This window comes from Devosia sp. LC5 (assembly GCF_000735585.1).
GTDB lineage: Bacteria > Pseudomonadota > Alphaproteobacteria > Rhizobiales > Devosiaceae > Devosia.
Window position 1 is genome coordinate 1 of the sequence record NZ_JNNO01000027.1, and the last position, 23,207, is coordinate 23,207.

Here is a 23,207-nt window from a genome sequence, read left to right on the forward strand (position 1 = left end):
CCCAGTTTCTGCCCCGTCTGCTCCATAATGCGGCTGCCGAACTGCACGCGCAGGTTGAGGGCATGTGCCAGTGTCGGACCGGTTTCATTGATCACCTGCAGATCGCGCCGCTCATACTTGTCAGCCTTGCCCCCGCGCGTAAGCGCGAGATAACCACTGATGCCGCTGCGCGTGCTGATCTTGTGCATCATGGCGCTATGCATCTGCTGTGGCCGCATCCACAGATCAAAAAAGGCAGACCGCTCGAAATCATCATGGGCCACCACCTGTTGATCCACCAGCGCGGTGCCCAGTGCCATCATCTGCATGGGGCGAGCCAATGGATTGATATCCAACAGGTCGCGGTAGCTATGTTCGAACTCGGGCGCGCAATCGCCATGCAGCATGGATTGCTGTCGCGTCTGATAATCGAAGAAACCCAGCGCCGCATGCTGACTATTGGTGGCGCGGCGCAACACTTCGGCAGCCTTGGCCCACATCGTGTCGTCGAACACCGCACCATAGAGGTAGCTCGACAGATCGGTCAGATCCTGCGGAGAAGTCTCAGCCATTTTGCAACCACCCGCGCCCATCGACGCTGTAGTTTGCCGCACTGCTATATCATCCATGTCGATGCCATTATGGCAAGACGAAAAGGCCCAGCATCGATTTTACGACGGCATCGGCACAAGTTCAGCCGGCAATGAGGCATAACTGTATCAGGCCATCAACTGGCTTTGCTATTCCGGTTCCGCAATCAGCCCAGAACGCCTTCACGGTTCCGGCAAACCGCATAATATCGCCAAAGCAACAGTGCTGCCGCAGATCGGTGCGGCGCCCAATTCCGTGCAAGATTGGCCAGTTCCGCTATTTCGGGCAGGCGATCAAGCCCCAAGCCATCCTGCGCCGCCTTGCGCAGCGCCAGATCCCCGGCCGGAAAGATGTCGGGATGGCCGGCACAGAACATCAGATAGACCTGCGCCGTCCAAGGGCCGATCCCCTTATGGGCCGTCAGATAGCTCACCGCCGCGTCAGCCGGCAGGGTTTCGAGATGATCGAAATCCAGCGTGCCCGACGCCATGGCTTCGGCAATCGCGCGCACCGTGCGATACTTGCCGCCCGAAAAACCGACGGCGCGGATCGCAGCCTCATCAAGGCTCAGAAAGCCCGCCGGGTCGAGCGCTCCCTCGACCTTGACATAGCGCTCCCAGATAGCGGCGGCGCTCGCCACGGACAGCAATTGCCCGCAGACAATACGCGAAATCCCGGCAAAGCCAGCCACATCGATGCGAGGATGAACCGCGCCGGTCACCACCCTGATGGCAGCCAGCCGCGGGTCAATCCCGACCAGCATGTCGAGATGGGCGGCGATAGATTCAACATTGTCAATGCGCGGTGACGAAGACATTTGTCTGCTGTACACAAGCTGCAATGTCTTCGCCATCGTCCAAACCCATCCTGCGTTTTGCCCCCAGCCCCAATGGCCGGCTGCATCTCGGCCATGCCTTTTCCGCGCTCTATACCTGGCAGGCGGCAGCGCTGCTGGGCGGCACGGCCCTGCTGCGCATGGAGGACACCGACCCCGAGCGCTGTAAACCCGAATTTGCCCAGGCCATCATCGATGACCTGCACTGGCTGGGCCTGGACTGGCCCGAGCCCGTCATGGTCCAGTCCGAACGCTTCCCCATCTATGCCGACGCCGCCAATCGCCTGCGCGATGCCGATCTGCTCTATCCCTGCTTCTGCTCGCGCAGCGATATCGCCGCCAGGGCCAAGGGCACCGATCCCGATGGCGCCCCGCTCTATCCCGGCACCTGCAGGCATCTGCATCGAGGCGAACAGATCGAGCGCCTGCGACGCGGCGATCCCGTACAATTCCGCCTCGACACCGAAAAAGCCACAGCCCGGACGGGCATGCTGACCTTTACAATCGTCGGCCCGCTCGTCACCGACCGCCCGCAAGTGCGCTATGCAAGGCCCGAGCGCTGGGGCGATGTGGTGCTGCAGCGCAAGGGCACGCCCACCAGCTATCATCTCAGCGTCGTCGTGGACGATGCCGCCCAGGGCATCACCCACGTCACCCGCGGCCGCGACATGGAGGCGGCGACCGATTTCCATGTCCTGCTGCAATTCCTGCTCGGCCTGCCCTCGCCCATCTACAATTTCCATCGGCTTCTGCTCGACGCCGAGGGCAGAAAGCTCAGCAAATCAAAAGGCTCGCCTACCTTGGCGAGCCTGCGCGACGCCGGCCGGACGGCCCAGGATATCCGCGGGGAATTGGGCTTCCAGGCCGCCTTTTCCCAGTAGACCTCATCCTTCGACAAGCTCGCCATGAGGTCTGCTGGACAATTCCCTCAAGCCGCCTTTTGCGCGAAGAATGGCGCGACGCAAGCCGCTACGGCTTCCGCAAAGGGCGTGCCGAAATCCTTGCCCAGAATGGCATCCAGCCGGGGATCGACCAGCTCCATCGGATTGTTCCAAAGATAGCGCATCTTGACGATTTCCCGCATCATCGGCATCGCCAGTCCCATGGCCTGCAGCACAATCCAGGGCAGTTGCGAAGCCTTGAGCGGAACCGGCGCCGCCGCCTGAATGGCCGCCAGCATGGCGCCATGCGTCTCAAAATGCCCGGCAAAGTGGAACGTCTCGAACGCACCAAGGCTCTGCCGCTGCTCTGCCACCGCCACAAAGGCCCGCCCCAGATCAGGCAGGTAGGCCCAGGCATGGCCCACATCCAGATCGGCCATATGATGGACCTTGCCCTTTTTGGCATCCATCAGCATGGCCTGATCGAACCAATCGCCAACATTGCCCGGCGCGTAGAAATCCCCGGCCCGGATGATGATGGTCTGGAACTTGCCGGCCCTGGACGCTGCCGCCAGCATGGCCTCCTGCCGCACCCGGATGGCGCCACGCGGCGTCTGCGGATGCTGCGCCAGGTCCGGTGTCATATGCCGGTCGGTCGCGGCGTAATTATAGACATTGCCCGGAAACATCATGGTCTTGCCGCTATCGCCCATCGCGGCAATCACGGTAGCAAGTTGTGCCTCGGCGCGGCCCCTGTCCCATTCTGCATAGGGCAGATTGAGCGCATTCACCACAATATCGGCATCGGCAATAGAGGCCGCGATCTCACCGACATTGCCCGCATCGCCCTTGACGAAGGTGACGCCCTCAATTGGCATCCGATTGCTCCGGCCAAAGCCGGTGACGCTGTAGCCCGAGTCACGAAACGCCTTGGCCGCGTGATGGCCGATATGGCCGTTAATGCCCAAGACCGTAATTTTTGCCGTGTTCATTCTGCATCTCCTTTGCCGGTGGACACAACATCGTCCATTCACTATCGTCGACAAATCCGCCATTATCTTCGGATCGCCATTCATAAATGAATAGAGAACCCGACTGGGCCTTGTGGCGGAGCTTTTCCGCCGTCGTCGCCAATGGCTCGCTTTCGGCCGCGGCGCGCGAACTGGGCATCAGCCAACCCACGGTCGGCCGCCATATCGAAACGCTCGAATATGATCTGGGCCTGTCGCTGTTCGAGCGCACCCTGAGCGGCCTCAAGCCCAATGTGGCGGCTCTGCGCATCTATGAGCCGGTGGCCGCCGCACAAGCCTCATTGGCCCAGGCCGCGATCCTGGCAGAGGGCGCCCAGGCCGAATTCGGCGGCACCGTCCGCATCACCGCCAGCACGATGGTGTCAAATTACGTGCTGCCCGATCTGCTGGTCGCCATCCGCCAACGCTATCCAGCCATCGCGCTCGAACTCGCTCCCACTGATTCGGCCGAGAACCTGCTGCTGCGCGAAGCCGATATCGCCATCCGCATGTTCCGGCCCAACCAACTCGACCTCGTCACCAAAAAGCTCGGCGAAATCCCCATGGTTCCGGTCGCCCATCAGGATTATCTGGATCGGCGTGGCACCCCGAAAACCCAGGCCGATCTCTACGATCACGATCTTATCGGACTGGACCGGTCCGACCTCATCATAGCCCACGCGCAAAAGCTCGGCTTCCCGCTCAAGCGCGAGCATTTCCTGCTGCGCTCGGACAGCCAGACCCAGCTTTGGCAATTGCTGCGTGCAGGCCTGGGCGTGGGCTTTGCCCAGGCGGGCCTGGTGGCTCAAACGCCCGGCATGGTGGCCCTGCCGATCGATCTCGCCATTCCCCCGCTCGAAGTCTGGCTCACCACCCACAGGGAATTGTTCACCAGCCACCGGATTCGTGCCATCTATGATGCGCTGGCCGAGGGGCTAACGAGATATATCGGTCATACGGATTCGTAGGGCAGCGAGCCCAAAGCATGCAGGACTTCATGGAAACCCTTCTCAATATCGCCATCGCGCTCGCCCTGCTCTTCGTCGTCGTCGTGCTGGGCATGGGTCTGTGGAATATGCTCAAGGGCGGTCCGGGCAATACCAGCCAGAAGCTGATGCGTCTGCGCGTCATCGGCCAGGCCGTGGCGCTCGTGCTGTTGCTGGGCGCACTCTACTTCTTTGGCGGTCGGGGCTAGCCATGGTCAAGCTCAACCGCATCTATACCAAGACCGGCGATGACGGCACGACGGGCCTGGTCCGCGGCCCCCGTCGCCCCAAATTCGACCTCCGCGTCGAAGCCTATGGCACAGTGGACGAGGCCAATGCCTTTATCGGCCATGCGCGCCTGCAAACCAATTCCATGCCCAAGATCGATATGCTGCTCTCCCGTGTGCAGAACGATCTTTTCGATGTCGGCTCGGACCTGGCGACCCCCGGCGCCGATGATCCGGCGGCGGAATATCCAAGCCTGCGGGTCCGCGCAGTACAAACCGAGTGGCTGGAAAAGCAGATCGATCATTTCAACGCCGATATTACCCCGCTCAAGAGCTTCGTGCTGCCCGGCGGCACCCCGCTTGCCTCAGCGCTGCACATTGCGCGCACCGTGACCCGCCGCGCCGAGCGCCTGACCGTGCAATTGGCGGCGGCCGAGCCCGATACCAATCCCGAAGCCGTGCGCTATCTCAACCGCCTTTCCGATCTGTTATTCGTGCTGGCGCGCGTCGCCAATGCCAATGGTGCCAAGGACGTGCTCTGGGTGCCGGGCAATCACGGTGACGTGGCGAAAGGCGGCTGATCCATGTTCCTGCCGCTGCATGACACCAACCCGATCAGGCATGTACGGTTTGCCTATGTGACCTATGGGCTGATGGCGCTGACCACCCTCTGCTTCCTGCTCCAGTCGGTGCTACCGCCGGCAGGCTTTGATCAGGCCACCATCGATTTCGGCATGATCCCCATCGTCGTGCGCAATCTTTATCCCCAGCCCGTGCCCTGGCTGCCCGATTGGGCGACGCTGATCACTTATGCGTTCCTGCATGCCGATTGGCTGCATCTGCTCAGCAACATGCTGTTCCTGTGGATTTTCGGCGACAATATCGAAGACGCCATGGGCCATGTCCGGTTCCTGGCCTTCTATCTGATCTGCGCCATCTGCGCGGCTCTGGCCCATATGGCCTTCAACCTCGACGCCAATGGCCCCCTGATCGGTGCCTCGGGCGCGGTGGCCGGCGTCATGGGCGCCTATATCCTGCTCTTCCCCCATGCCCGTGTTTTCGTGCTCGCGCGCATTATCATTCCCATTCCCTTGCCCGTGCCGGCTTTCTGGATGCTGGGTTTCTGGGTGGCTACGCAGTTCTTCTATGTGGTGATCGGCTCGACCGAATCCGTGGCCTGGTGGGCCCATCTGGGCGGCTTTGCCACTGGTGTCATACTGGCGGCGGGTCTCAAACGGCGCGAAGTCGTGTTCTGGGGCGGCCGTTAGCCCAGGCCGGACTCGGTGCAATTCACCAAATCGCCACAATATTCCAAGCCTTTGTTTACCGCCTCAGCGCTAGTCTAAGGCTTCATTGACCCAGAAGGGGCGCTCCATGGATACCGATCTCGCCATGCAAATGGTGACCATGCGGACTGCGGCAACGCGCGGTTCCGTGCAGATGGCCGTGCTCAAGAAAACCCACGACCTGGAAGCGACCCTGCTCAATACCCTGCTGCAATCCGCGCCCGCCGCCCCGCCGCCTGGCCAGGGACTCAAGATAGATAAGCAGGCCTGACCATGAGCAATTCCATCGGAACCAGCCCGCCGGCCATGATCAACCGCATCGTTGATCGCAGTGCAACGCCTGCTGTGGCCCAGCTCGCCAAGGTCGCCGAACTCACCGCACAATTGCGCATCGCTGCCGCCGAAGAACAGGCCAAGGCCGCCTTGCTCAATCCCCAAGCAGACGCAAAGGCGCCCGTGATCAATTCGGGCGCCGTGGTTGATCGGCTGATCTAGCTCTTAAGCCCTACCAGCGCCTCGACGACCGCTTCGCCATCGGCCGAATTCCATTCCGCCGGCCCCTGTAGCACGGCCAGCTCGCAGCCATTTTCATCCAGCACCAGCGTCACCGGCAGGCCCACCGCCACCGCTTCGCGCTTGAGACGCTCAAAGGCAGCAAAGCTGCTATCGGCATAGAGCGGCAGGTTCTTGAACTGGTTTTCGTCCAGGAACCCCTTGGCCTTTTCCAGCCCGCCTTCCCCGATATCGAGATTAATCGGCAGCACCATGAAGGCGTCCGAATTGTACTTGGTAGCAATCGCGTCGAGCGCCGGCATTTCCTCGCGGCACGGCACGCACCAGCTCGCCCAGAAATTGACCAGCAGCGCCTTGCCGGAAAAGTCGGCAATGCTCATGTCCTTGCCGCCAGCGTCCTTGAACGCCATACTCTTGTAGCCCCGCCCTTCCCCGCTCCCCATCAGCGCCGCCAGCTCGCCCTTGGCAGCATTGTCGATGGTTGCGGCGGCCTCTGCCTGTACCGGACATTCCTTGGCGCCGGCAGCATTGCCGAGATAGGTCCACGCCGCTATAGCTACGGCCACTCCCGCCACAGCCAGCGTGATGAACAGCCGCGAGCGGTTTGGTGCTGGTTGGTGGGGTGCGCTATTGTCAGACATGCAATCTCCAGGAAACCAGCGATGAGCAACAAGATGTGGGGCGGCCGGTTCGCCACTGGCCCCGACGCCATCATGGAAGAAATCAACGCTTCGATCGGCTTCGATCAGCGCCTCTTCCGCCAGGATATTGCCGGATCAATCGCCCATGCCACAATGCTCGCCGAGACGGGCATTCTGACGCAGGAAGATCGCGACGCCATCGTGGCCGGTCTAAATGAGGTGCTGGCGGAAATCGAGAGCGGCAGCTTCACGTTCTCGCGTACACTCGAAGACATTCACATGAATGTCGAATCGCGCCTACGCGAAAAGATCGGCGACGCCGCCGGGCGCCTGCACACCGCCCGCTCGCGCAACGATCAGGTGGCGACCGATTTCAAACTCTATGTCCGCGACACCATCGATACTCTGGTCGTCCAGGTGCACACCCTGCAGCTCGCGCTGGTGACCAAGGCCGAAGACGAAGCCCAGACCATCATGCCCGGCTTCACCCATCTGCAAAGCGCCCAGCCGGTGACTTTCGGCCATCACCTGCTCGCCTATGTCGAAATGCTGGGCCGCGATGCCGGCCGCCTGCTCGATGCCCGCAAGCGTTTGAACGAAAGCCCGCTCGGCTCGGCCGCGCTGGCCGGCACGCCCTATCCGATCAATCGCGAACGGACTGCCGAACAGCTGGGCTTTGATCGCCCCACCGCCAATTCGCTCGACGCCGTTTCCGACCGCGACTTCATCCTTGAAACACTGGCTGCCGCCTCGATCTGCGCCATGCATCTCAGCCGCTTTGCGGAGGAAATGGTGATCTGGAGTTCGGCGCAATTCGGCTTCGTGCGCCTCTCCGACAAATTCACCACCGGCTCCTCGATCATGCCGCAAAAGCGCAATCCGGACGCTGCCGAGTTGGTCCGCGCCAAGATCGGTCGCATCCTGGGCGCGTTGACTTCGCTGCTCGTCGTCATGAAAGGCCTGCCGCTGGCCTATTCCAAAGACATGCAGGAAGACAAGGAAGTGGCCTTCGACGCCCTCGATGCTCTCTCTCTGTCTCTTGCCGCGATGACCGGCATGGTGGGCGACATGGTGCCCAATCGCGAACGCATGCGCGTCTCCGCCGCTGCGGGCTTTTCCACCGCCACCGACATTGCCGATTGGCTGGTGCGCGAGCTCAATATCCCCTTCCGCGACGCCCATCACATTACCGGGCAGATCGTCGCCCTGGCCGAACAGAAGAATTGCGGGCTCGAAGGCCTCACCATCGAGGACTTCAAATTCATCGACCAGCGCATCGATAGCCGCATCCACAAGGTGCTGACGGTCGAGGCCTCGGTTGCCGCTCGCCAGTCCTATGGCGGCACGGCCCCCGCCAATGTGCTGATCCAGGCCGCTCGCTGGAAGACCATTCTCACCGGTGAGCCGCACGACCCCAAGCCGTTGCAAAAGAAAAAGCATGGCGGGCATGGCGATGGCGGGGTTGAATAACCCCGCTGCTGGCCCCACCATATCGGCGTTGAACTGATTTGGACGGAGCGATGCGAGCCAAAATCCGACAGATGCGCCTCTCCGAGCGTCATGTCGCCCTTGTGCAACACGCTTCGCTTTCCGACGAAATGCCCCCACCTCCAGAAGGGATGCGGGCAGCAACGACGGATGACTACAACGCCACGATCAATGAGTTGCTGGGCACCGAGCCCCATACCGGCGAGGTCTGGTTCTTCGCCTATGGCTCGCTGATCTGGAAACCGGCCTGCGACTTCGTCGAAATGCGCACCGGCGTGGTCCGCGGCTGGCATCGCGCCTTTTGCTTGGGCTGGAACAACCGCTTCCGCGGCAGCGACGAAAATCCCGGGCTCATGCTGGCGCTCGATCGCGGCGGCGCCTGCAAGGGCGTACTCTATCGCCTGCCGGCCGACCGGATCGACGAAAACCTGACCAAACTGCTCGAACGCGAAATGGGCTGGCTGCCCTCCGCCTTTCCCCCGCGCTGGGTCAATGTGCAAAGCGGCGAGCGCACCATCCGCGCCATCACCTTCTGCATCGACCGCCATTCGGGGCGCTACATTTCCGGCCTCACCGTCGAGGCCATTGCCGATGTGCTGGCCAAGGCGGTCGGCAATCGCGGCTCCATGGCTGAATATCTCTTCGCCACCGTGCGGCATCTGGAAGATATGGGCATTCATGACCCCCATCTCTGGCAGCTGCAAAACCTGGTCGCCGAGCGGATCGAAGCCGCTTATGCGGTGAATCGATAAGTCTTGCTTTCGTTTTTCCAAGCGGTGCCGTAGAGGTCGTCGCCAGACGGGCAACACCCACCGCGTCCTTGTGGATGCGGGACGACCGGGAACTAAAATGGTCCACCATTTCGAACATCGCGACGGCACCCTTTTTGCCGAGGACGTCAATCTGAACGCGCTGGCTGAAAAGGTCGGTACGCCGTTTTACGTCTATTCATCGGCCACCCTGCGCCGCCATGTGCGGGTGGTGAAGTCAGCGTTCGAAGGCATCCCGACGCTTCTGGCCTATGCCATGAAGGCCAATTCCAACCAGGCCGTACTCAAGCTGATGGCGTCCGAAGGCGCCGGCGCCGACGTGGTTTCGCTGGGCGAGCTCGAACGCGCTCTGGCCGCGGGTATCAAGCCCGACATGATCGTCTTTTCCGGCGTCGCCAAGACCATCGCCGAAATGCGCCGCGGCCTTGAAGCGGGCATCAAGTGCTTCAATGTCGAGAGCGAGCCCGAACTCGAACGCCTCTCTATGGTCGCGGCCGACATGGGCAAGACCGCCCGCGTTTCCGTCCGCATCAATCCCGATGTGGACGCGCGTACCCATGCCAAGATTTCCACCGGCAAGGCCGAGAACAAGTTCGGCATTCCCTATGCTCGCGCGCTCGAAGTCTATCGCCGCATTGCCGAACTGCCCAAAGTGGTCGCAGTCGGCGTCGATATGCATATCGGCAGCCAGATCACCGATCTTGAGCCCTTCGGCAATGCCTTTGGTCTGATGGCCGAACTGGTCAAGGCCCTGCGCGCCGATGGTCATGACATCGAGCATGTGGACGTGGGCGGCGGCCTGGGCATCCCCTATACCCATGAAGAGACCGCCCCACCCCACCCGGAAGCCTATGCCGCTGTGGTGCGCGACAAGATCGGCCAATTGGGTGTGACCCTCGTCATCGAGCCTGGGCGCCTGCTGGTCGGCAATGCGGGCATCCTGGTCACCAAGGTCGAATATGTGAAGGAAGGCGGCACCAATTTTGTCATTGTCGATGCGGCCATGAACGATCTGATCCGCCCCACACTGTACGAAGCCCATCACGATATCGAGCCGGTCAACCACTCCAACCTTGCCCCCATCACCGCCGATATTGTCGGCCCGGTCTGCGAAACGGGTGACTATCTCGCTAAGGCCCGCACCATGCCCGGCGTAAAGGAGGGCGATCTGCTCGCCGTTATGAGCGCCGGCGCCTATGGCGCAGTGATGGCCTCGACCTATAATTCGCGCGCTTTGATCCCCGAAGTGCTGGTCGATGGTGACCGCTTCCATGTCATCCGACCCCGCAAATCGCTCGATGAACTGATCGCGCTGGACAGCGTCCCCGACTGGCTGTGAACGCCTGCTGACACCCCTTGTCAGATCGTTTCGGGCGTAGTCCTCTTGCTTAAGGAGGAGATGGCCATGCCCGAAACACTGTCCGACCGCCAGCTCAACCGCGCCACGCTCGCCCGGCAATGGATGCTGGAACGCGCCGATATCGCCATCCCCGACGCGGTCGCGTTCCTCCTGGGCCTGCAGGCGCAAACCACCAACACGCCCTATATTGCGCTGTGGAACCGCATTGCCGGCTTCACCCATGGCGCATTGACCGAGCTCATCACTAACAAGACCCTGCTCCGCGCCACCACCATGCGCACCACGCTGCATCTGCATACCGTGCCGGATATACGCAGCATTCGCCCGCTCATGCAGCCGGTACTGGACCGCACCTTCAGCTCGGTCGCCAAATCGCGCGCCATCAATGCGGACCGGCTGGCGGTCAACCGCCAGGGCGCCGCCATAATCGACGAAGCGCCCATGACTTCAGGCGAACTCGGCCGGCGCCTGCGCGAACATTTTCCCGATAGCGATCCCCTCGTGCTGGCCCAAGTCGTGCAAGGCGCCGAAACGCTGATCCAGATTCCGCCCACCCGAATCTGGGGCCATGGCGGCGCGCCACTGCTGACGCGCATCGAAAAATGGATCGGCCAGGGCCTCTCCGACCCCATCCCCCTGCCCGAGCTGGTCTTGCGCTATCTGGCCGCCTACGGCCCCGCCAGCGTCAAGGACATGCAGACCTGGTGCGGCCTTACCCGCCTTGCCGTCGCTTTCGACGCCGTGCGCGAACAATTGGTGGAATTCTGCGGCGAGGACGGCCGTGTCCTCTATGATCTTCCCCACGCTCCGCGTCCGCCGCCGGACATGCCGGCACCGGTTCGTTTCCTGCCCGACTATGACAATGTCTTTCTGGGTTTCGCCGACCGCTCCCGCCTGCAACCGCCGCACGCAAAGGAGCGCATGGTGGTCGTCAATGGCTATATCGCGACCTTTACAGTGGATGGTTTCATCGCCGGCAATTGGACCGTAAACCGGACTAAAGATAGCCTCACGCTCGACCTCGCCCCGTTCCGCAAGCTGAGTAAAACTGAAAAGACGGATATCGAGGCCGAAGCCCACGCCATGGGTGCTTTCCTCGCCGATGGTCTGGCAAAGGTAGCGGTCGAATGGCGCCCGCTTGTCGGCTGATTACTGCTCCAGCGCCCGCCGGCCCAGCGACACCACTTCGACCGGCTTGCCCACCAGGGCGTCATCGATCTTGGCCAGCAGGTCCGCCAGCGTGAACGGCTTGACGATGACGTCGTAGATCAAGGCATCCAGCCCATGCGCCCGCTCGCGCTGATCGGCAAAGCCGGTCATCAGCACGATGATCATCTGGGGATATTTCGCCGCCACATGCAGCGCCAGCGCAATGCCATCCATGATCGGCATCTTGATGTCGGATAGCAGCAGATCGAACCGCCCCTGTTCTTCGTCGGCCGTTTCGGCGGCCAATCCCCCATCTTCCTCGGCCACCACCTCGTGGCCCTTCATGGTCAATGCACTGACCACAAAGGCGCGCACAGACGGATCGTCTTCAGCAACAAGAATGCGGGCCATCAGGGATGCTCCGGAGAAATGGGGGCCTGGGGCGCAGATGGCCCGGCATTGCCCGATAGAGGTGTTGTCTGGCGTGGCGCCATATTGCCTACCGTTGTCGCAAAGCTCAGCCGCATGCGCGCGGCCTCGCCAGGCGGCAAGGCCAATTGAGTATCAAAACTCGAGCGCTCACCCGCCATCAGATCGCGCACCGATGGGGTGACGCTCCACTCGTAAATAGCCGCGCCGGCCGGATCGAGCAGTGTCACCACAACGGGCGGCACCGCCACTGGATCAGGCTGTAGCCCCACCAACTGCGCCGAAACGATCAGCACGTCCTTGCCATCGCGCAGCGCGCGCTGCGCAGTGATATTGGAGAAGTCCAGCCCCACCACATTAACGCCCATGCCCAGCGCCGCATAGACGCCGGCCAGCGAGGGGATGCGCTCGACCAGTGGCACGCGACCGAAATAGAACAGACCAATCAAGCCGCACAGAATAAGCGCGCCGCCCACCCGCGCCGCCCGCCGCAGCCGTGCCAGGGGCAAATGCGCGAACAGCGCGCTCTGCCGCTGCAAGAAGGCCTTCTGCCGCTTGCGAATAACCGCCGGGTCGAGCTCGCCGGCCCGTTTTGTCTCTTGCGCCTGCTCAGCCGCAAGCCGCTGCGCCAGCTCGGCCGCTACGGCCATTTCCTCGGCCACCAGCGCCTCATCCAGCCCATCCTCGGCCATGGCTTCGAACAATTGGTCGGCCGGCTCCGGCGGAGCCTGGGGTCGCACCGGCTCCTGCTGCCAGGCGCGCTGGCAATAGGCGCATTGCACCTTGCGACCCGCCGAGCCAATGGCCTCGTAGGTCACCTGATACTTGGTCTGGCAATGGGGACAGGTGATGATCATCGGGCCAGACAATGAGGGTAAAACACAAATGCGCCCCGCCGAACCTAAGCCGATGGGGTTAAAACTCCTCAAACCACGCGACGGAACCGGCAAAACACCACAATTGTGCCGTTTCCTGCGGGCAATGGCTCACACCAGCCGCATCGGGGGCCCGCCTTTGTTATGATGCGCACCATGGCTGATTCGCCCCTGGGCGTACCGGCCGGCGGACAAGTGGGGAGCCTGCTTTTTGATCGAGTTTTCCGATGTGGGACTGCGCTATGGCAATGGTCCCGAAATCTTGCGGGACCTGACCTTTTCGATCGAGCCCGGCTCGTTCCATTTCCTCACCGGCCCCTCGGGCGCCGGCAAGACCTCTCTGCTGCGCCTGCTATTGCTCTCGCTCAAGCCTTCACGCGGCAAGGTCACCATGTTCGGCGAGGATGTGAGCGACCTGAGCCAGGACCGCCTGTTGCAGATGCGCCGCCATATCGGCATCGTATTCCAGGAATTTCGCCTGCTCGATCACCTGACAACCTTTGAAAATGTCGCCCTGCCGCTGCGCGTGCTGGGTCAGGCCGAAAGCGAATACCGCCCCAATGTCACCGAGCTGCTCGAATGGGTGGGGCTGGGCGAACGCATGAATGCCCTGCCGTCCCTGCTTTCGGGCGGCGAAAAGCAGCGCGCCGCCATTGCCCGCGCCGTCATCGCCCGGCCCAAAGTGCTGCTGGCGGACGAGCCCACCGGCAATGTCGACCCTGAACTCTCAAGCCGGCTGGTCCATCTGTTTGCCGAGCTCAACCGCACGCTGGGCACCACGATCATTCTGGCCACCCACGAATTGCCGCTGCTCGATAAATTCTCCTATCCCCGCATGTTGCTCAGTAAGGGCGAACTGGTGATCCATGATTGAGCGCGCCGCCAAGATCTTTGCCCTGCTGCGCCGCCGCCGTGGCGCCGCCCCCATCGTGCCGGAAAAAAGCGTCGCCGGCCGCACCCTGCTGCTCATGATCACCATTATGAGCTTCCTCTCCGCCGTCACCTTGGGCGGCGTGGTGCTGGTGCAAAAATCGGCCATTGCCTGGTCCTCCGATGTCGGACGCGAACTCACCATCCAGATCCGCCCCGTCGAAGGCGAGGTGATGGAGTCCAACCTGCGCACTGCGGTCTCCCTGGCTCAGACCACGCCCGGCGTCGCTTCCGCCCGCGCGCTGACCATCGAGGAAAGCCAGCAGCTGCTCGAGCCCTGGCTGGGCGCTGGGCTTGACCTCACCGCTATCGAAATTCCTCGCCTTGTCGTCGTGCAACTGGCCGATCCAGTCGATGCCGATATCGAGGGCCTTACCCGCAATCTTCAGGCGATTGAGGGCGCGAGCCTGGATACCCACGCCGCCTGGCGGCAACAGCTCAACACCATGGCGGGGACCATCGTGCTTTCAGGCCTGATGGTACTGGCCTTGATCGGGGTCGCGACCGTCCTCGCAATCATCTTCGCCACCCGTGGCGCCATGGCCAGCAATCGCGAAATCGTCGACGTGCTGCACTATATCGGAGCCTCCAACCGCTTCATTGCCGGCGAATTCCAGGGCCGCTTCCTCTCCATCGGCCTGCAAGGCGGGCTGCTGGGCGCCGCTGCGACGCTGCTCTTCTTCGCCGTCATCAGCACGGCGGCCGGCAATGTGCTATCCAGCGAGGCCGGCGCACAGATGGGCGTGCTGTTCGGCCGCTTTGCCCTTGGTATCGACGGACTGATCGGCATTGTCGCCGTCATCCCCGTCATTGCGGCCCTCACCGCCATCACCTCGCGCATGACGGTGCGCCGCTATCTCAGCGAGACCTCCTAGCGCCATGCACCCTGTCACCGTCGCCCTTACTGAAGACGATGCAGTCGCGGCTCAACGGCTCTATGGCACCTCGTTCCTGCTGCGCCGCTCCACCCTGCTGCGCTTTGGCGCGATGTGGCTGTTCCTGCTCATCGCTCTGATTGCGATTTCTCTAGGCACCGACGGGGCGGGCACCATTCCCTTTATCGGGATCATCATCCTGATAGCCGTGCTGCCCATCTGCATCATCGTGGGCATAACGCTGATCCAGGGCCCTCGCGCTGCCCGCCAGGCCTTTGCCGCGCAAAAAACTCTCCGCGCGCCCGTCGATTATAGCTGGTCGCCTGAAGGGCTAAGTTTTAGCTCGGAATATGGGGAGAACCTGGTGCCCTGGGCGCACCTGCATTCCTGGCTCGAAAACGATAAGATCATCCTGCTCTTTGAAGGCCCGCGCATCTATCGCATGCTGCCCAAGCGGCTCCTCAGTGCCGATCAGCTTGTACAATTGCGGGAATATCTCGCCAGCAGCGGCATTGCCCATTAAGAACGCTGCGGAAGCTGGCCACCCCTTGCGTCAGAGAGGTCCGATTTGAAATTCATCCAGGCGATCCGTACGGCATTTTTCTATCTGGTCTTCATTGGCCAGACCGCCATTATCGCCATCATCATCGGCCTGCTGTGGCTGCTCACCCGCCGCCGCACCAATCTTGCCTGGACGCTAGCCAAATATTGGTGCCGCTCCAATGTATGGCTGCTGCGCGTGCTGACCGGGGTGCGCACCGTCGTCACCGGCGCCGAGAATATCCCGCCTGGCGGCTGCATCATCGCCAGCAAGCATCAGTCCGATTGGGATGTCTTCGCCGTCTTCCCCTATACCGGCCGCCCCGCCTATATCATCAAGCAGGAGTTGATGAACCTGCCGTTTTTCGGTTGGGCTGCCCGCTCGCTCGATTGCATCGCCGTCGATCGGCGCCGCGGTGCCGATGCCATTCCCCAAATGATGAAACAGGCCCATACCGCCATCGATCGCGGCTGCCGTATCGTCATTTTCCCCGAAGGCACCCGCAAGGCTCCGCTCGCCCCGGCCGATTACCGGCAGGGCATTGTGCGCATGTATGGCGAACTGGGCGTGCCTGTCGTGCCGGTAGCGCTCAATTCCGGCCTGTTCTGGGGCCGCAATAGCCTGGTCATCTGGCCGGGTATGGCCGAAGCCAAATTCCTGCCCGCCATCGAGCCGGGTCTGCCGCCGGACGTTTTTTCGGCCCGACTCAAAAAAGCCATCGAATCCGAATCGACTGACCTGATTCTCGCCACGGTCGAAAAGGGCCTCTCGCGTCCCCTGGACACCGATCTGCTCGGCAGGATCGACGCTCTCAAGGCCTCGCGCTCCTGACGGCCAACATCACTATATGTTGACAGAATCTACTGTCATATACATAGATGTAGGCATGATATGGATGTCGGCTTGACAGCTGCGGCATTTTGTTCTAATTTTGTTCTTGTTCTACTGAACAGGGGACACGGCAATGGCTGGCATGGTTGAGGGCAGGATTGTGACACACGGTTTTAGCCGTGGGACCAATTGGCAGGGCCGTTCGGGCCGCGCCTATGACCTTGTCAGCGAAAATCTCGAACATTTCGCCATGGGCGAAGCCGAGCTTTACGTCATCGCCAAGGGTAGCCACGTGCTTTGGGTCGGCTCGACTGCCGATCTCGTGGGTGACCCGATGAGCCGCACCCGTTTCCGCCTGGCGCTCGACTGCGCTGACCGGGTCTTCCGCCTCGTCTCCCCGGCCGCCGATTCCGAACGCCTCAGCACCATCTGGGACCTCGAAGGCGCCGAACCCATGGCCGACGCTCAAGCGGCCTGAAGTCTTAGGCCGCTTCGGCGCCTGCTTCGAGCATGTCTACCAGCGCCATCAACTGCCGGTCCCGGATGCCCAGCACCTCGAGATGGCGCGCCGTATTGATCACATAGTCCACATTGCGGCCCGATAGCCCCACCCCGGCCTGCACCATGGCCAATTGCTGCTCCAGTGACAGCCGCCCGGCAAATTGCTCATGGGTCTCATCGACCACAAAGACCAAGGCGCGGACCATCCGCCCATCGGCAAGCCGCACCGGGCGCGTCACGTCACGATAGACCGAGGTGACCTGCTCGCGCTCTTCCAGATATGCCCGCACCGCCGCCCAATCGGCGTCCGCCACCTCAAACACCATGCCCCGGCAGGCCCCGCCCCGCGCCAGCCCAAATACCAGGCCCGGCCGCTCCGCCGTGCCCCTGTGATGGGTTGAAATGATCGACAGCGAGCGATGCGCGCCCCGCAGCAGACCTTGCTGCGCGCTAACATGGGCAAAGCCGGGGTTCCAGATCAGCGAGCCATAGCCGAACACCCAATGGGTTCCCGCCAGGCTCGAATGTGCGCTCAGTGTCATATCCACATCAGAATCCTAGTAAAGCTGCGCGATTGCGGCAACGGCCCACCGCATCTAGTTGCCATGCAATTATAGGTCGACCCGGATTTACCCATGCTGAACCGCTTTAGCCCCCGCGCTGCCGAGGATAAGAGTGCTCCCATGAAGAAGCGAATCATCATTCTCGGCAGTGTCGTGCTGTTTGTCGTTCTCGCCTGGAGCGCCGCCTGGCTGATCCTGGCCGGCCTGGTCCGGCAAAATATCGAGGCCCAGGCCCAGGCCGATGGCATTACCAGCCCACGCCTCACTTGCGGCACGCTCGATGTCGGCGGCTTCCCGTTCCGCTTCGATGTCGATTGCACCGACGCGAAAATCGCCAGCGGAGACCTGTTGACCGAAATCCCCGGCATTCGCGCCAGCGTCATGGTCTATCGCCCCACCCATCTGCTGGCCTCCGCCCTTGGCCCCGCCAGCATCACCGACGCCTTTACCGGCCTGCGCAATACATTGGCCTGGTCCGGCCTCGAAGCCAGCATCCGCATTGATGACTGGCGCATTGCCCGGCTCTCCATCATCGGCAAGGACATGGTCTGGTCCGATACGCTTTTGGGCAATAGTATTCTGGCACAAAGCCCGCTGATCGAGGCCCATCTGCTCGACATTCCCGAGCAGCATGACACTGAACGCCGTCTTGCCGCGCTTGCCGGTTATATCCATGCCCAGAACCTGGCCTATCCCGGCTTGACGCTGACCGGCACCAATGCCGAACTCGAACTCGAACTGAACGGTTTGCCCGACGATATCCGCAATTGGGGTGATCCGCTGCTGCTCACGCTCTGGCAGCAAGCGGGGGGGCAGCTCAAGCTGGTTTCCCTGCGCGGCAGCGACGCCGCATCCACGCTCGACGCCAGCGGCGACCTCAAGCTCGATGATGCCGGTCAGGTCGAGGGCCAGATCGATATCAAATCCACTGGCGTCGCCGAACGCATCGGCCCCTTGCTCGCGGAACCCTGGCGCACCCTGGTACTCGGCACGCCCGGCGCCGACGGCACTTATACCAACCAGCTCAATTTCCGCGCCGGCGGCATCTATTCGGGCCTCGTGCCGATAGCCGCCATCCCGCCGCTCTACTAGGCGTCGTCACCGCCGCCATGCTCGCGCACAAATACCGGCGCAGCGGGCGCCGGTGGCGCCTCATGCGGCCGGCCGAAATCGGCTGCGGCCGTTTCCTGCCCTGCCGAGATGATCGAGCGGCGGATGGCACGGGTGCGGGTGAAAATCGACTCCAGCGCCGGACCATCCCCGCTATCGACTGCCCGCTGCAACACGGAAAGGTCTTCGAGAAACCGGCCCAGCATTTCCAGCACCGCTTCGCGATTGGTCAGAAACACATCGCGCCACATCACCGGATCGGACGCCGCGATACGGGTAAAGTCGCGGAACCCGCCCGCCGAAAACTTGATGACTTCCGACTTGGTGACCGTTTCGAGGTCATCCGCCGTACCGACGATATTGTAAGCGATCAGATGCGGAATATGGCTGGTAATGGCCAGCACCATATCATGGTGCCCCGCTTCCATGATTTCGACATCGCTGCCCATGCCTTCCCAGAAAGCCACGAGCTTTTCGGTCTGTGCCGGCGGCACATCGGGCTGCGGCGTCAGAATACACCAGCGCCCGGCAAACAGTTCGGCAAAGCCCGCCGACGGCCCCGAATGCTCGGTGCCCGCAATGGGGTGGCCGGGAATAAAGCTCACGCCGGCGGGCACATGCGGACCCACCACCTTGACCACATGCGCCTTGACCGACCCGACATCGGACAGGATGGCGCCCGGCTCCAGCGCCGGCGCAATTGTCCGGGCAATCGCCTCATAGGCACCCACCGGCGCGCAGAGGATCACCAGGTCCGCGCCGCGCACCGCTTCCGCTGCGTCCAGCGTGTAAATATCGCCCAGATTAAGAGCGCGGGCCTCCTCCAGCGTCTCGCTCTTGCGGGTAGAAATGGCGATCACTTCGGCGAGGCCCTGCCGGCGGGCGGCCAGCGCGATGGAGGAGCCGATCAGGCCAATGCCGATCAGCGCGAGTTTGCGGAATTTGACGCTCATGATGCGGTTTTCACCAATGACTTGAGAATGCCGGCAACGCCAATCATGGCCTGTTCGCTGCCGATGGAAATGCGCAAGCCGTGTGGAATGCCATAGGACGTCCCGATCTCCCGCACGATCAACCCGCGCTGCATCAGTGTCTCGAAGGCCAGCGCGGCGTGCTCGGCATCGGGAAACAGCACCATGACGAAATTGGCCTGGCTGGGCACGACATGCATGTAATTGCCATCCAGCTCGCTCACCAGCCAGTCACGCCACTTGGCATTATGCGCATTGAGCCGGGCAGTGAATTCGACATCGCGCGTCGCCGCCGCGCCGGCCAGCTGCGCCGGCAAATTGACGTTGAAGGGTCCACGAATGCGGTTGATGACGTCTACCACATGGGCCGGGCCCACCATCCAGCCAATGCGAGCCGCCGCCAGCCCCATCTTGGAGAAAGTGCGCACCATGACCACATTGCTGGCCTCGCCGACCAGTTCGAGCCCCACCGAATAATCTGCCGCCGTCACATATTCGGCATAGGCACTGTCGATGACGAGAAGGATATCCGGGCGCAACCCGGCATGCAGCCGCCGCACTTCGGCGTCGCTGAGATAGGTGCCGGTCGGATTGTTCGGATTATCCAGCCAGACGATCTTGGTGCGTGGCGTCACCGCGGCCAGCAGCGCATCGACATTGGCCGTGTAATTGGTCGCCTCAACCTTGACGATAGTGCCGCCCTTCGCCCTGGTAATGATGGGATAGACCGAAAAACCATATTGGTTCATCAGCGCCTCATCGCCCTCGCCCAGATAGCATTGCCCGAGCAGGTGCAGCAGATCGTCCGAGCCATTGCCGCAGACGATGCGCTCGGGATCGATGCCATGCACCTCGCCCAGCGCTATGCGCAGGATTTTGGAGGATCCCTCGGGATAGATTTCGAGATGATCCGCGACCGAACGGAACGCCTCAATTGCCTTGGGACTGGCCCCCAGCGGGGATTCATTGGACGAGAGCTTAACGACCTTGCTGCCTGGCGCGCCGGACTTGCCGGGCACATAGGGCGAAATGTCGAGAATGCCGGGCTGCGGCGTTGGGCGAAGGTCGTCGGACATGGTGCTGCTTATCGGGGTCAAAACCGCGCGGACCATAGTCAAACTGGCGCGCTATGGCAAAGGAAAGCACTAGCCTTGGCGCGCTGTGGCGGCGCTTAGCCCCGGCACACGCACCAGGCGCTCCTCGCGCTTGCGGCGGGGCACGGCGGGAAACGCCTCCTTGCGCGCCCGCACGCAGATGACGCCGCTCATCGCCGGTCCGAACAATCGCCCGACGCCTTCGAAAAAGCGCGTCGACTTCAGCACCAGCGAAGACTGGAACGGCGGCAGGAACAGCCCATCCCGCCAGGCCACCGGCACGAAGCTATGGTCGCGCAGCAGCTTTTCCAGCTGCCCGCCCGAATAGGGGTTGCCCGAGCCGAACGGGGTATTGTCGCGCTGCGCCCAGATGCCGCGCCGCCGCGGCACGACCAGAATCATATGTCCATTGGGCGCCGTCACCCGCCACAATTCGCGCATCAATTCCTCATCGTCCGACACATGCTCGAGCATATGCACGGCAATGGTCAGATCGATCGAAGCATCGGTCAGCGGCATTTCGAGTGGGTCGCACAAAACGGTATGGGACGGACCCTCGCGCGGCCAGGCCGAGGCCCCTTGCCGGGCCGGCATAAAGGCCAGCACCCGCTCTGCACTCCCCAGGGCAAAGCGCATATAGGGCGTGGCAAAGCCCAGCCCCAGCACCCGCAGACCTGATACATCGCCGGCCAGGCCCAGCACCTGTTCGCGCACCAGTGTGCGCGAAATCCGGCCCAGGGGAGATTTGTAATAGCCAATCAGGCGGGTGACATCGCTGGTCATGGTCCGACTTTGCCGCAGTGCGATGAACTTGTCTAATGGGTGATTGCTATGTCAGGTGCGCGCACCTAGCTTTCGGGCAATAATCTAATCAAGGAGCAGTTTCATGGGTTTGATCGTCGACGTCTTTGCGGCGCGCAGCGACAATTTCGGCTATCTGGTGCACGACACCGCCACCGGCCGCACTGCCGCCATTGATGCTCCGGAAACCGCAGCCATCAAGAACGCCTTGCTCTACCGGGGTTGGGCGCTCAGCGATATTTTCATCACCCACCACCATATCGACCATGTCGAGGCCATTCCCGAGCTCAAGGCGGAATATGGCGTTCGGGTGGTTGGTCCCAAGGCCGAGGCCGACAAGATTGCCGGGCTGGATGAACTGGCGGAGGCGGGTGACCAGATTCAGCTGGGCGAGACGGTGTTCGATGTCTACGCCGCGCCCGGTCACACGCTGGGTCATATCGTTTTCCACGACAAGGCGGGCAAGCATCTCTTTACCGCCGACGCGCTGTTTTCGCTCGGCGTGGGGCGGATGTTCGAGGGCACGCCCGAGCCAATGTGGAACGGAATCAAGGCGTTACGCGAGTTCCCCGACGATACGCTGATCTATTGCGGCCACGAATATACCGAGAGCAATGCCCGCTTTGCCCTGTCGGTCGACCCCGACAACAAGGCGCTGCAGGTGCGGGCCGAGGAGGTCAAGGCGCTGCGGCAGGCCGGCAAGGCGACGATTCCGGTGAGCCTGGGAACCGAAAAGGCCGCCAATCCGTTCCTGCGGGCGGACGATCCCGTGATTGCCGCCTATTATGGATTGGAGGGTGCGGCGCCCGCCGAAGTGTTCGCCGCCCTGCGCAAGGGCAAGGACAATTTCTGAGGTTTGCGCTAGCATCCGGTACATAATCCACCGCTTTCGCGCTGCAATAGGTTAACAGACTGTTAGCATCTGGCATAACGTTTGCCTCCTATAGGGTAATGCGCCAGAGCACCCGTCCCATTCCGGGACATTCTGGCCCGCTCTGATACAGGCGAGGCATAAATGGCTGATTTTGAGACGGAAATCGGGCCGCACATCTCGGGACTGCCGGTCGCACTCGAACCGGCGGGCCCCAAACCTTCGCTGCTGCGCAGCCAGACCGGCGCGGCTTTCGCCAGCCAACTGCTGACCGGCCGGGCGCAATTGAGCCTGCAGCGCCCCGGCCAGCGGCCACCGCTCGAAGGCGCCATCGGCCTCTATGCCAGCCGCGCCCGGGCGACCCAGCGGCGCATGCCGCCGGGCTATCGTAAATCGCTTTTGGCCTAGCGGGGATTACCCCATCGTCACGTCGCGCCCGGCGCTGGTGATCGACACGGTAAAGCCGGCGACCACGTCGATCAGGCTCATCACCATCAGCAGGAAGAAGACCGAGCTGGCCGCTGCCCCGGCAACGAGGAATTCCACCAGGAACGCCACAAAGACCAGCATGGACAGCATGTGTTCCAGGATTGACGATTGCGCGCTGCGGGTTGATTTCAGCACTTCAAAGAACAGCAGGAAGACCGAGATCACCAGCAGGAAATCCCCTGCCGTCACTGCCCACGGCGTGCCCGAAAACATCGGGATGGTAAAAAGGCCCAGGGTCCAGCCGGCCGGATTGCCGCCGAATAACAGGAATGCCACGATATTGTAGAGGACGAAGGAAATCGCCAGCAGCGGTGGGATGAACGGCCCGCGCCGGACCGGCTGGCGGCCATTGGGGGGAATGTAGACACTGTCGGTCACGGCACGGCTCCGGTGATTTTTGAGCGCGCACCATGCCAGAGGTGGGGGGTGAGGTGAAGGGTGTTGACGCGGGGCGCTACCCTGCCGAGAACACGCTGCGTTTTTAGTCGGCCTTCCTCCTCCTTCTCCCAAGCTCAGTTGCGCCGTCATTGCCCGGCTTGTCCGGGCAATCCACGCTTCCGCATGCGCTGAGAGATGGATCACCCGGACTAGCCGGGTGATGACGATGAAC

30 protein-coding genes are annotated in these 23,207 nt (G+C 62.1%); 19 read left to right on the forward strand and 11 right to left on the reverse strand.

The features are described 5' to 3' along the window. Together FF80_RS13935 and FF80_RS13940 are read right to left on the reverse strand one after the other, a co-directional pair. On the reverse strand, positions 1-551 hold a 551-nt coding region (locus tag FF80_RS13935), incomplete at its 3' end, for a hypothetical protein (RefSeq protein WP_152558387.1). Between the two features lie 185 nt (positions 552-736). After that, positions 737-1,387 carry a DNA-3-methyladenine glycosylase gene (locus tag FF80_RS13940; RefSeq protein ID WP_052153591.1) on the reverse strand — a complete coding sequence of 217 codons (651 nt, stop codon included), beginning with the start codon at positions 1,385-1,387 and terminating at the stop codon, positions 737-739. Between the two features lie 23 nt (positions 1,388-1,410). Between FF80_RS13940 and gluQRS the strand changes: the two genes are divergently transcribed. Then, positions 1,411-2,286, forward strand: a complete 876-nt coding sequence (gene gluQRS / locus FF80_RS13945) for a tRNA glutamyl-Q(34) synthetase GluQRS (RefSeq protein ID WP_035101590.1) — start codon at positions 1,411-1,413, stop codon at positions 2,284-2,286. A 47-nt stretch (positions 2,287-2,333) separates the two neighbouring features. Here the strand turns inward: gluQRS and FF80_RS13950 are convergent, their stop codons facing one another. Beyond that, the gene (locus FF80_RS13950; RefSeq protein ID WP_035101595.1) at positions 2,334-3,278 is read right to left on the reverse strand and encodes an NAD-dependent epimerase/dehydratase family protein; all 945 of its coding nucleotides are present in this window, start codon (positions 3,276-3,278) and stop codon (positions 2,334-2,336) included. 86 nt (positions 3,279-3,364) lie between these two features. Between FF80_RS13950 and FF80_RS13955 the strand changes: the two genes are divergently transcribed. From FF80_RS13955 to FF80_RS13980, 6 genes are all read left to right on the forward strand, one after another. Beyond that, positions 3,365-4,264 carry a LysR family transcriptional regulator gene (locus FF80_RS13955; RefSeq protein WP_035101597.1) on the forward strand — a complete coding sequence of 300 codons (900 nt, stop codon included), beginning with the start codon at positions 3,365-3,367 and terminating at the stop codon, positions 4,262-4,264. Between the two features lie 29 nt (positions 4,265-4,293). Beyond that, complete coding sequence (locus tag FF80_RS13960; protein ID WP_035101635.1) at positions 4,294-4,491, forward strand: twin transmembrane helix small protein; 198 nt, start codon at positions 4,294-4,296, stop codon at positions 4,489-4,491. A 2-nt stretch (positions 4,492-4,493) separates the two neighbouring features. Further along, positions 4,494-5,090 (forward strand): cob(I)yrinic acid a,c-diamide adenosyltransferase, encoded by a 597-nt coding sequence (locus FF80_RS13965; protein WP_035101600.1) that lies wholly within the window; start codon positions 4,494-4,496, stop codon positions 5,088-5,090. A gap of 3 nt (positions 5,091-5,093) precedes the next feature. Then, positions 5,094-5,777 carry a rhomboid family intramembrane serine protease gene (locus FF80_RS13970; RefSeq protein ID WP_035101603.1) on the forward strand — a complete coding sequence of 228 codons (684 nt, stop codon included), beginning with the start codon at positions 5,094-5,096 and terminating at the stop codon, positions 5,775-5,777. 106 nt (positions 5,778-5,883) lie between these two features. Then, positions 5,884-6,066, forward strand: a complete 183-nt coding sequence (locus FF80_RS13975) for a putative motility protein (protein WP_035101605.1) — start codon at positions 5,884-5,886, stop codon at positions 6,064-6,066. A gap of 2 nt (positions 6,067-6,068) precedes the next feature. Beyond that, positions 6,069-6,290, forward strand: coding sequence for a hypothetical protein (locus FF80_RS13980; protein WP_035101606.1), 222 nt, complete (start codon positions 6,069-6,071; stop codon positions 6,288-6,290). On the opposite strand, the gene FF80_RS13985 is transcribed toward FF80_RS13980, so the two are convergent. Beyond that, positions 6,287-6,949: a TlpA disulfide reductase family protein gene (locus FF80_RS13985; protein ID WP_244445781.1), complete on the reverse strand. Its 663-nt coding sequence runs from the start codon at positions 6,947-6,949 to the stop codon at positions 6,287-6,289. The genes FF80_RS13980 and FF80_RS13985 overlap by 4 nt on opposite strands. Before the next feature lie 21 nt (positions 6,950-6,970). Between FF80_RS13985 and argH the strand changes: the two genes are divergently transcribed. From argH to FF80_RS14005, 4 genes are all read left to right on the forward strand, one after another. Then, the gene (gene argH / locus FF80_RS13990) at positions 6,971-8,419 is read left to right on the forward strand and encodes an argininosuccinate lyase (protein WP_081917448.1); all 1,449 of its coding nucleotides are present in this window, start codon (positions 6,971-6,973) and stop codon (positions 8,417-8,419) included. Between the two features lie 50 nt (positions 8,420-8,469). Further along, positions 8,470-9,189 (forward strand): gamma-glutamylcyclotransferase, encoded by a 720-nt coding sequence (locus tag FF80_RS13995; protein WP_035101609.1) that lies wholly within the window; start codon positions 8,470-8,472, stop codon positions 9,187-9,189. A 97-nt stretch (positions 9,190-9,286) separates the two neighbouring features. Continuing rightward, positions 9,287-10,546 (forward strand): diaminopimelate decarboxylase, encoded by a 1,260-nt coding sequence (lysA, locus tag FF80_RS14000; RefSeq protein ID WP_035101611.1) that lies wholly within the window; start codon positions 9,287-9,289, stop codon positions 10,544-10,546. A 66-nt stretch (positions 10,547-10,612) separates the two neighbouring features. Further along, positions 10,613-11,716, forward strand: coding sequence for a winged helix DNA-binding domain-containing protein (locus tag FF80_RS14005; RefSeq protein WP_052153594.1), 1,104 nt, complete (start codon positions 10,613-10,615; stop codon positions 11,714-11,716). Here FF80_RS14005 and FF80_RS14010 read toward each other — a convergent pair whose 3' ends face one another. Further along, on the reverse strand, positions 11,717-12,127 hold the full coding sequence (locus FF80_RS14010) for a response regulator (protein ID WP_035101613.1): 411 nt from the start codon (positions 12,125-12,127) through the stop codon (positions 11,717-11,719). Further along, positions 12,127-13,002: a zinc-ribbon domain-containing protein gene (locus tag FF80_RS14015; RefSeq protein ID WP_035101614.1), complete on the reverse strand. Its 876-nt coding sequence runs from the start codon at positions 13,000-13,002 to the stop codon at positions 12,127-12,129. Before FF80_RS14015 ends, FF80_RS14010 begins: the two co-directional genes overlap by 1 nt. 229 nt (positions 13,003-13,231) lie before the next feature. Here FF80_RS14015 and ftsE point away from each other — a divergent pair, with 229 nt between their 5' ends. The 5 genes from ftsE (at position 13,232) to FF80_RS14040 (ending at position 16,675) form a co-directional block, all read left to right on the forward strand. Continuing rightward, positions 13,232-13,894, forward strand: a complete 663-nt coding sequence (gene ftsE, locus FF80_RS14020; protein ID WP_035101616.1) for a cell division ATP-binding protein FtsE — start codon at positions 13,232-13,234, stop codon at positions 13,892-13,894. Then, positions 13,887-14,825 carry an ABC transporter permease gene (locus tag FF80_RS14025; RefSeq protein ID WP_052153595.1) on the forward strand — a complete coding sequence of 313 codons (939 nt, stop codon included), beginning with the start codon at positions 13,887-13,889 and terminating at the stop codon, positions 14,823-14,825. The genes ftsE and FF80_RS14025 overlap by 8 nt, the downstream gene beginning before the upstream one ends. 4 nt (positions 14,826-14,829) lie before the next feature. Beyond that, the gene (locus tag FF80_RS14030) at positions 14,830-15,348 is read left to right on the forward strand and encodes a YcxB family protein (RefSeq protein WP_035101618.1); all 519 of its coding nucleotides are present in this window, start codon (positions 14,830-14,832) and stop codon (positions 15,346-15,348) included. A gap of 45 nt (positions 15,349-15,393) precedes the next feature. Continuing rightward, the gene (locus FF80_RS14035) at positions 15,394-16,197 is read left to right on the forward strand and encodes a lysophospholipid acyltransferase family protein (protein ID WP_052153596.1); all 804 of its coding nucleotides are present in this window, start codon (positions 15,394-15,396) and stop codon (positions 16,195-16,197) included. A gap of 133 nt (positions 16,198-16,330) precedes the next feature. Then, entirely contained in the window at positions 16,331-16,675 is a 345-nt protein-coding gene (locus tag FF80_RS14040; protein WP_035101620.1) for a hypothetical protein, read from the forward strand. A 4-nt stretch (positions 16,676-16,679) separates the two neighbouring features. Here FF80_RS14040 and FF80_RS14045 read toward each other — a convergent pair whose 3' ends face one another. Continuing rightward, positions 16,680-17,240 carry a gamma-glutamylcyclotransferase gene (locus tag FF80_RS14045; protein ID WP_052153597.1) on the reverse strand — a complete coding sequence of 187 codons (561 nt, stop codon included), beginning with the start codon at positions 17,238-17,240 and terminating at the stop codon, positions 16,680-16,682. A gap of 141 nt (positions 17,241-17,381) precedes the next feature. Between FF80_RS14045 and FF80_RS14050 the strand changes: the two genes are divergently transcribed. After that, the gene (locus tag FF80_RS14050) at positions 17,382-18,353 is read left to right on the forward strand and encodes a DUF2125 domain-containing protein (RefSeq protein WP_035101623.1); all 972 of its coding nucleotides are present in this window, start codon (positions 17,382-17,384) and stop codon (positions 18,351-18,353) included. Here FF80_RS14050 and FF80_RS14055 read toward each other — a convergent pair. The 3 genes from FF80_RS14055 to FF80_RS14065 form a co-directional block, all read right to left on the reverse strand. Continuing rightward, positions 18,350-19,327 (reverse strand): prephenate/arogenate dehydrogenase family protein, encoded by a 978-nt coding sequence (locus tag FF80_RS14055; protein ID WP_200877211.1) that lies wholly within the window; start codon positions 19,325-19,327, stop codon positions 18,350-18,352. The genes FF80_RS14050 and FF80_RS14055 overlap by 4 nt on opposite strands. Beyond that, positions 19,321-20,418, reverse strand: coding sequence for a histidinol-phosphate transaminase (locus tag FF80_RS14060; protein ID WP_035101656.1), 1,098 nt, complete (start codon positions 20,416-20,418; stop codon positions 19,321-19,323). Before FF80_RS14060 ends, FF80_RS14055 begins: the two co-directional genes overlap by 7 nt. A gap of 69 nt (positions 20,419-20,487) precedes the next feature. After that, entirely contained in the window at positions 20,488-21,219 is a 732-nt protein-coding gene (locus FF80_RS14065) for a methyltransferase domain-containing protein (RefSeq protein WP_035101625.1), read from the reverse strand. A gap of 103 nt (positions 21,220-21,322) precedes the next feature. Between FF80_RS14065 and gloB the strand changes: the two genes are divergently transcribed. Together gloB and FF80_RS14075 are read left to right on the forward strand one after the other, a co-directional pair. Next, on the forward strand, positions 21,323-22,090 hold the full coding sequence (gene gloB, locus FF80_RS14070; RefSeq protein WP_035101628.1) for a hydroxyacylglutathione hydrolase: 768 nt from the start codon (positions 21,323-21,325) through the stop codon (positions 22,088-22,090). 162 nt (positions 22,091-22,252) lie between these two features. Further along, a complete protein-coding gene (locus tag FF80_RS14075) occupies positions 22,253-22,516 on the forward strand; it encodes a hypothetical protein (RefSeq protein ID WP_035101630.1) in 264 nt (87 codons plus the stop codon). Positions 22,517-22,522: 6 nt separating this feature from the next. Here FF80_RS14075 and FF80_RS14080 read toward each other — a convergent pair whose 3' ends face one another. Beyond that, a complete protein-coding gene (locus FF80_RS14080) occupies positions 22,523-22,975 on the reverse strand; it encodes a hypothetical protein (RefSeq protein WP_244445782.1) in 453 nt (150 codons plus the stop codon). Positions 22,976-23,207 lie beyond the last annotated feature (232 nt).

Coding starts and splice junctions, on each gene's coding strand:
- FF80_RS14060 (WP_035101656.1), bottom strand. CDS start 20,418: ATGTCCGACGACCTTCGCCCAACGCCGCAGCCCGGCATTCTCGACATT.
- FF80_RS14030 (WP_035101618.1), top strand. CDS start 14,830: ATGCACCCTGTCACCGTCGCCCTTACTGAAGACGATGCAGTCGCGGCT.
- FF80_RS13940 (WP_052153591.1), bottom strand. CDS start 1,387: ATGTCTTCGTCACCGCGCATTGACAATGTTGAATCTATCGCCGCCCAT.
- argH (WP_081917448.1), top strand. CDS start 6,971: ATGAGCAACAAGATGTGGGGCGGCCGGTTCGCCACTGGCCCCGACGCC.
- FF80_RS13995 (WP_035101609.1), top strand. CDS start 8,470: ATGCGAGCCAAAATCCGACAGATGCGCCTCTCCGAGCGTCATGTCGCC.
- FF80_RS13955 (WP_035101597.1), top strand. CDS start 3,365: ATGAATAGAGAACCCGACTGGGCCTTGTGGCGGAGCTTTTCCGCCGTC.
- gluQRS (WP_035101590.1), top strand. CDS start 1,411: ATGTCTTCGCCATCGTCCAAACCCATCCTGCGTTTTGCCCCCAGCCCC.
- FF80_RS13975 (WP_035101605.1), top strand. CDS start 5,884: ATGGATACCGATCTCGCCATGCAAATGGTGACCATGCGGACTGCGGCA.
- FF80_RS13950 (WP_035101595.1), bottom strand. CDS start 3,278: ATGAACACGGCAAAAATTACGGTCTTGGGCATTAACGGCCATATCGGC.
- FF80_RS14065 (WP_035101625.1), bottom strand. CDS start 21,219: ATGACCAGCGATGTCACCCGCCTGATTGGCTATTACAAATCTCCCCTG.
- FF80_RS14015 (WP_035101614.1), bottom strand. CDS start 13,002: ATGATCATCACCTGTCCCCATTGCCAGACCAAGTATCAGGTGACCTAC.
- FF80_RS13965 (WP_035101600.1), top strand. CDS start 4,494: ATGGTCAAGCTCAACCGCATCTATACCAAGACCGGCGATGACGGCACG.
- FF80_RS14010 (WP_035101613.1), bottom strand. CDS start 12,127: ATGGCCCGCATTCTTGTTGCTGAAGACGATCCGTCTGTGCGCGCCTTT.
- gloB (WP_035101628.1), top strand. CDS start 21,323: ATGGGTTTGATCGTCGACGTCTTTGCGGCGCGCAGCGACAATTTCGGC.
- FF80_RS14075 (WP_035101630.1), top strand. CDS start 22,253: ATGGCTGATTTTGAGACGGAAATCGGGCCGCACATCTCGGGACTGCCG.
- FF80_RS13985 (WP_244445781.1), bottom strand. CDS start 6,949: ATGTCTGACAATAGCGCACCCCACCAACCAGCACCAAACCGCTCGCGG.
- FF80_RS13960 (WP_035101635.1), top strand. CDS start 4,294: ATGGAAACCCTTCTCAATATCGCCATCGCGCTCGCCCTGCTCTTCGTC.
- FF80_RS14045 (WP_052153597.1), bottom strand. CDS start 17,240: ATGACACTGAGCGCACATTCGAGCCTGGCGGGAACCCATTGGGTGTTC.
- lysA (WP_035101611.1), top strand. CDS start 9,287: ATGGTCCACCATTTCGAACATCGCGACGGCACCCTTTTTGCCGAGGAC.
- FF80_RS14040 (WP_035101620.1), top strand. CDS start 16,331: ATGGCTGGCATGGTTGAGGGCAGGATTGTGACACACGGTTTTAGCCGT.
- FF80_RS14050 (WP_035101623.1), top strand. CDS start 17,382: ATGAAGAAGCGAATCATCATTCTCGGCAGTGTCGTGCTGTTTGTCGTT.
- FF80_RS13970 (WP_035101603.1), top strand. CDS start 5,094: ATGTTCCTGCCGCTGCATGACACCAACCCGATCAGGCATGTACGGTTT.
- FF80_RS13980 (WP_035101606.1), top strand. CDS start 6,069: ATGAGCAATTCCATCGGAACCAGCCCGCCGGCCATGATCAACCGCATC.
- FF80_RS14005 (WP_052153594.1), top strand. CDS start 10,613: ATGCCCGAAACACTGTCCGACCGCCAGCTCAACCGCGCCACGCTCGCC.
- FF80_RS14025 (WP_052153595.1), top strand. CDS start 13,887: ATGATTGAGCGCGCCGCCAAGATCTTTGCCCTGCTGCGCCGCCGCCGT.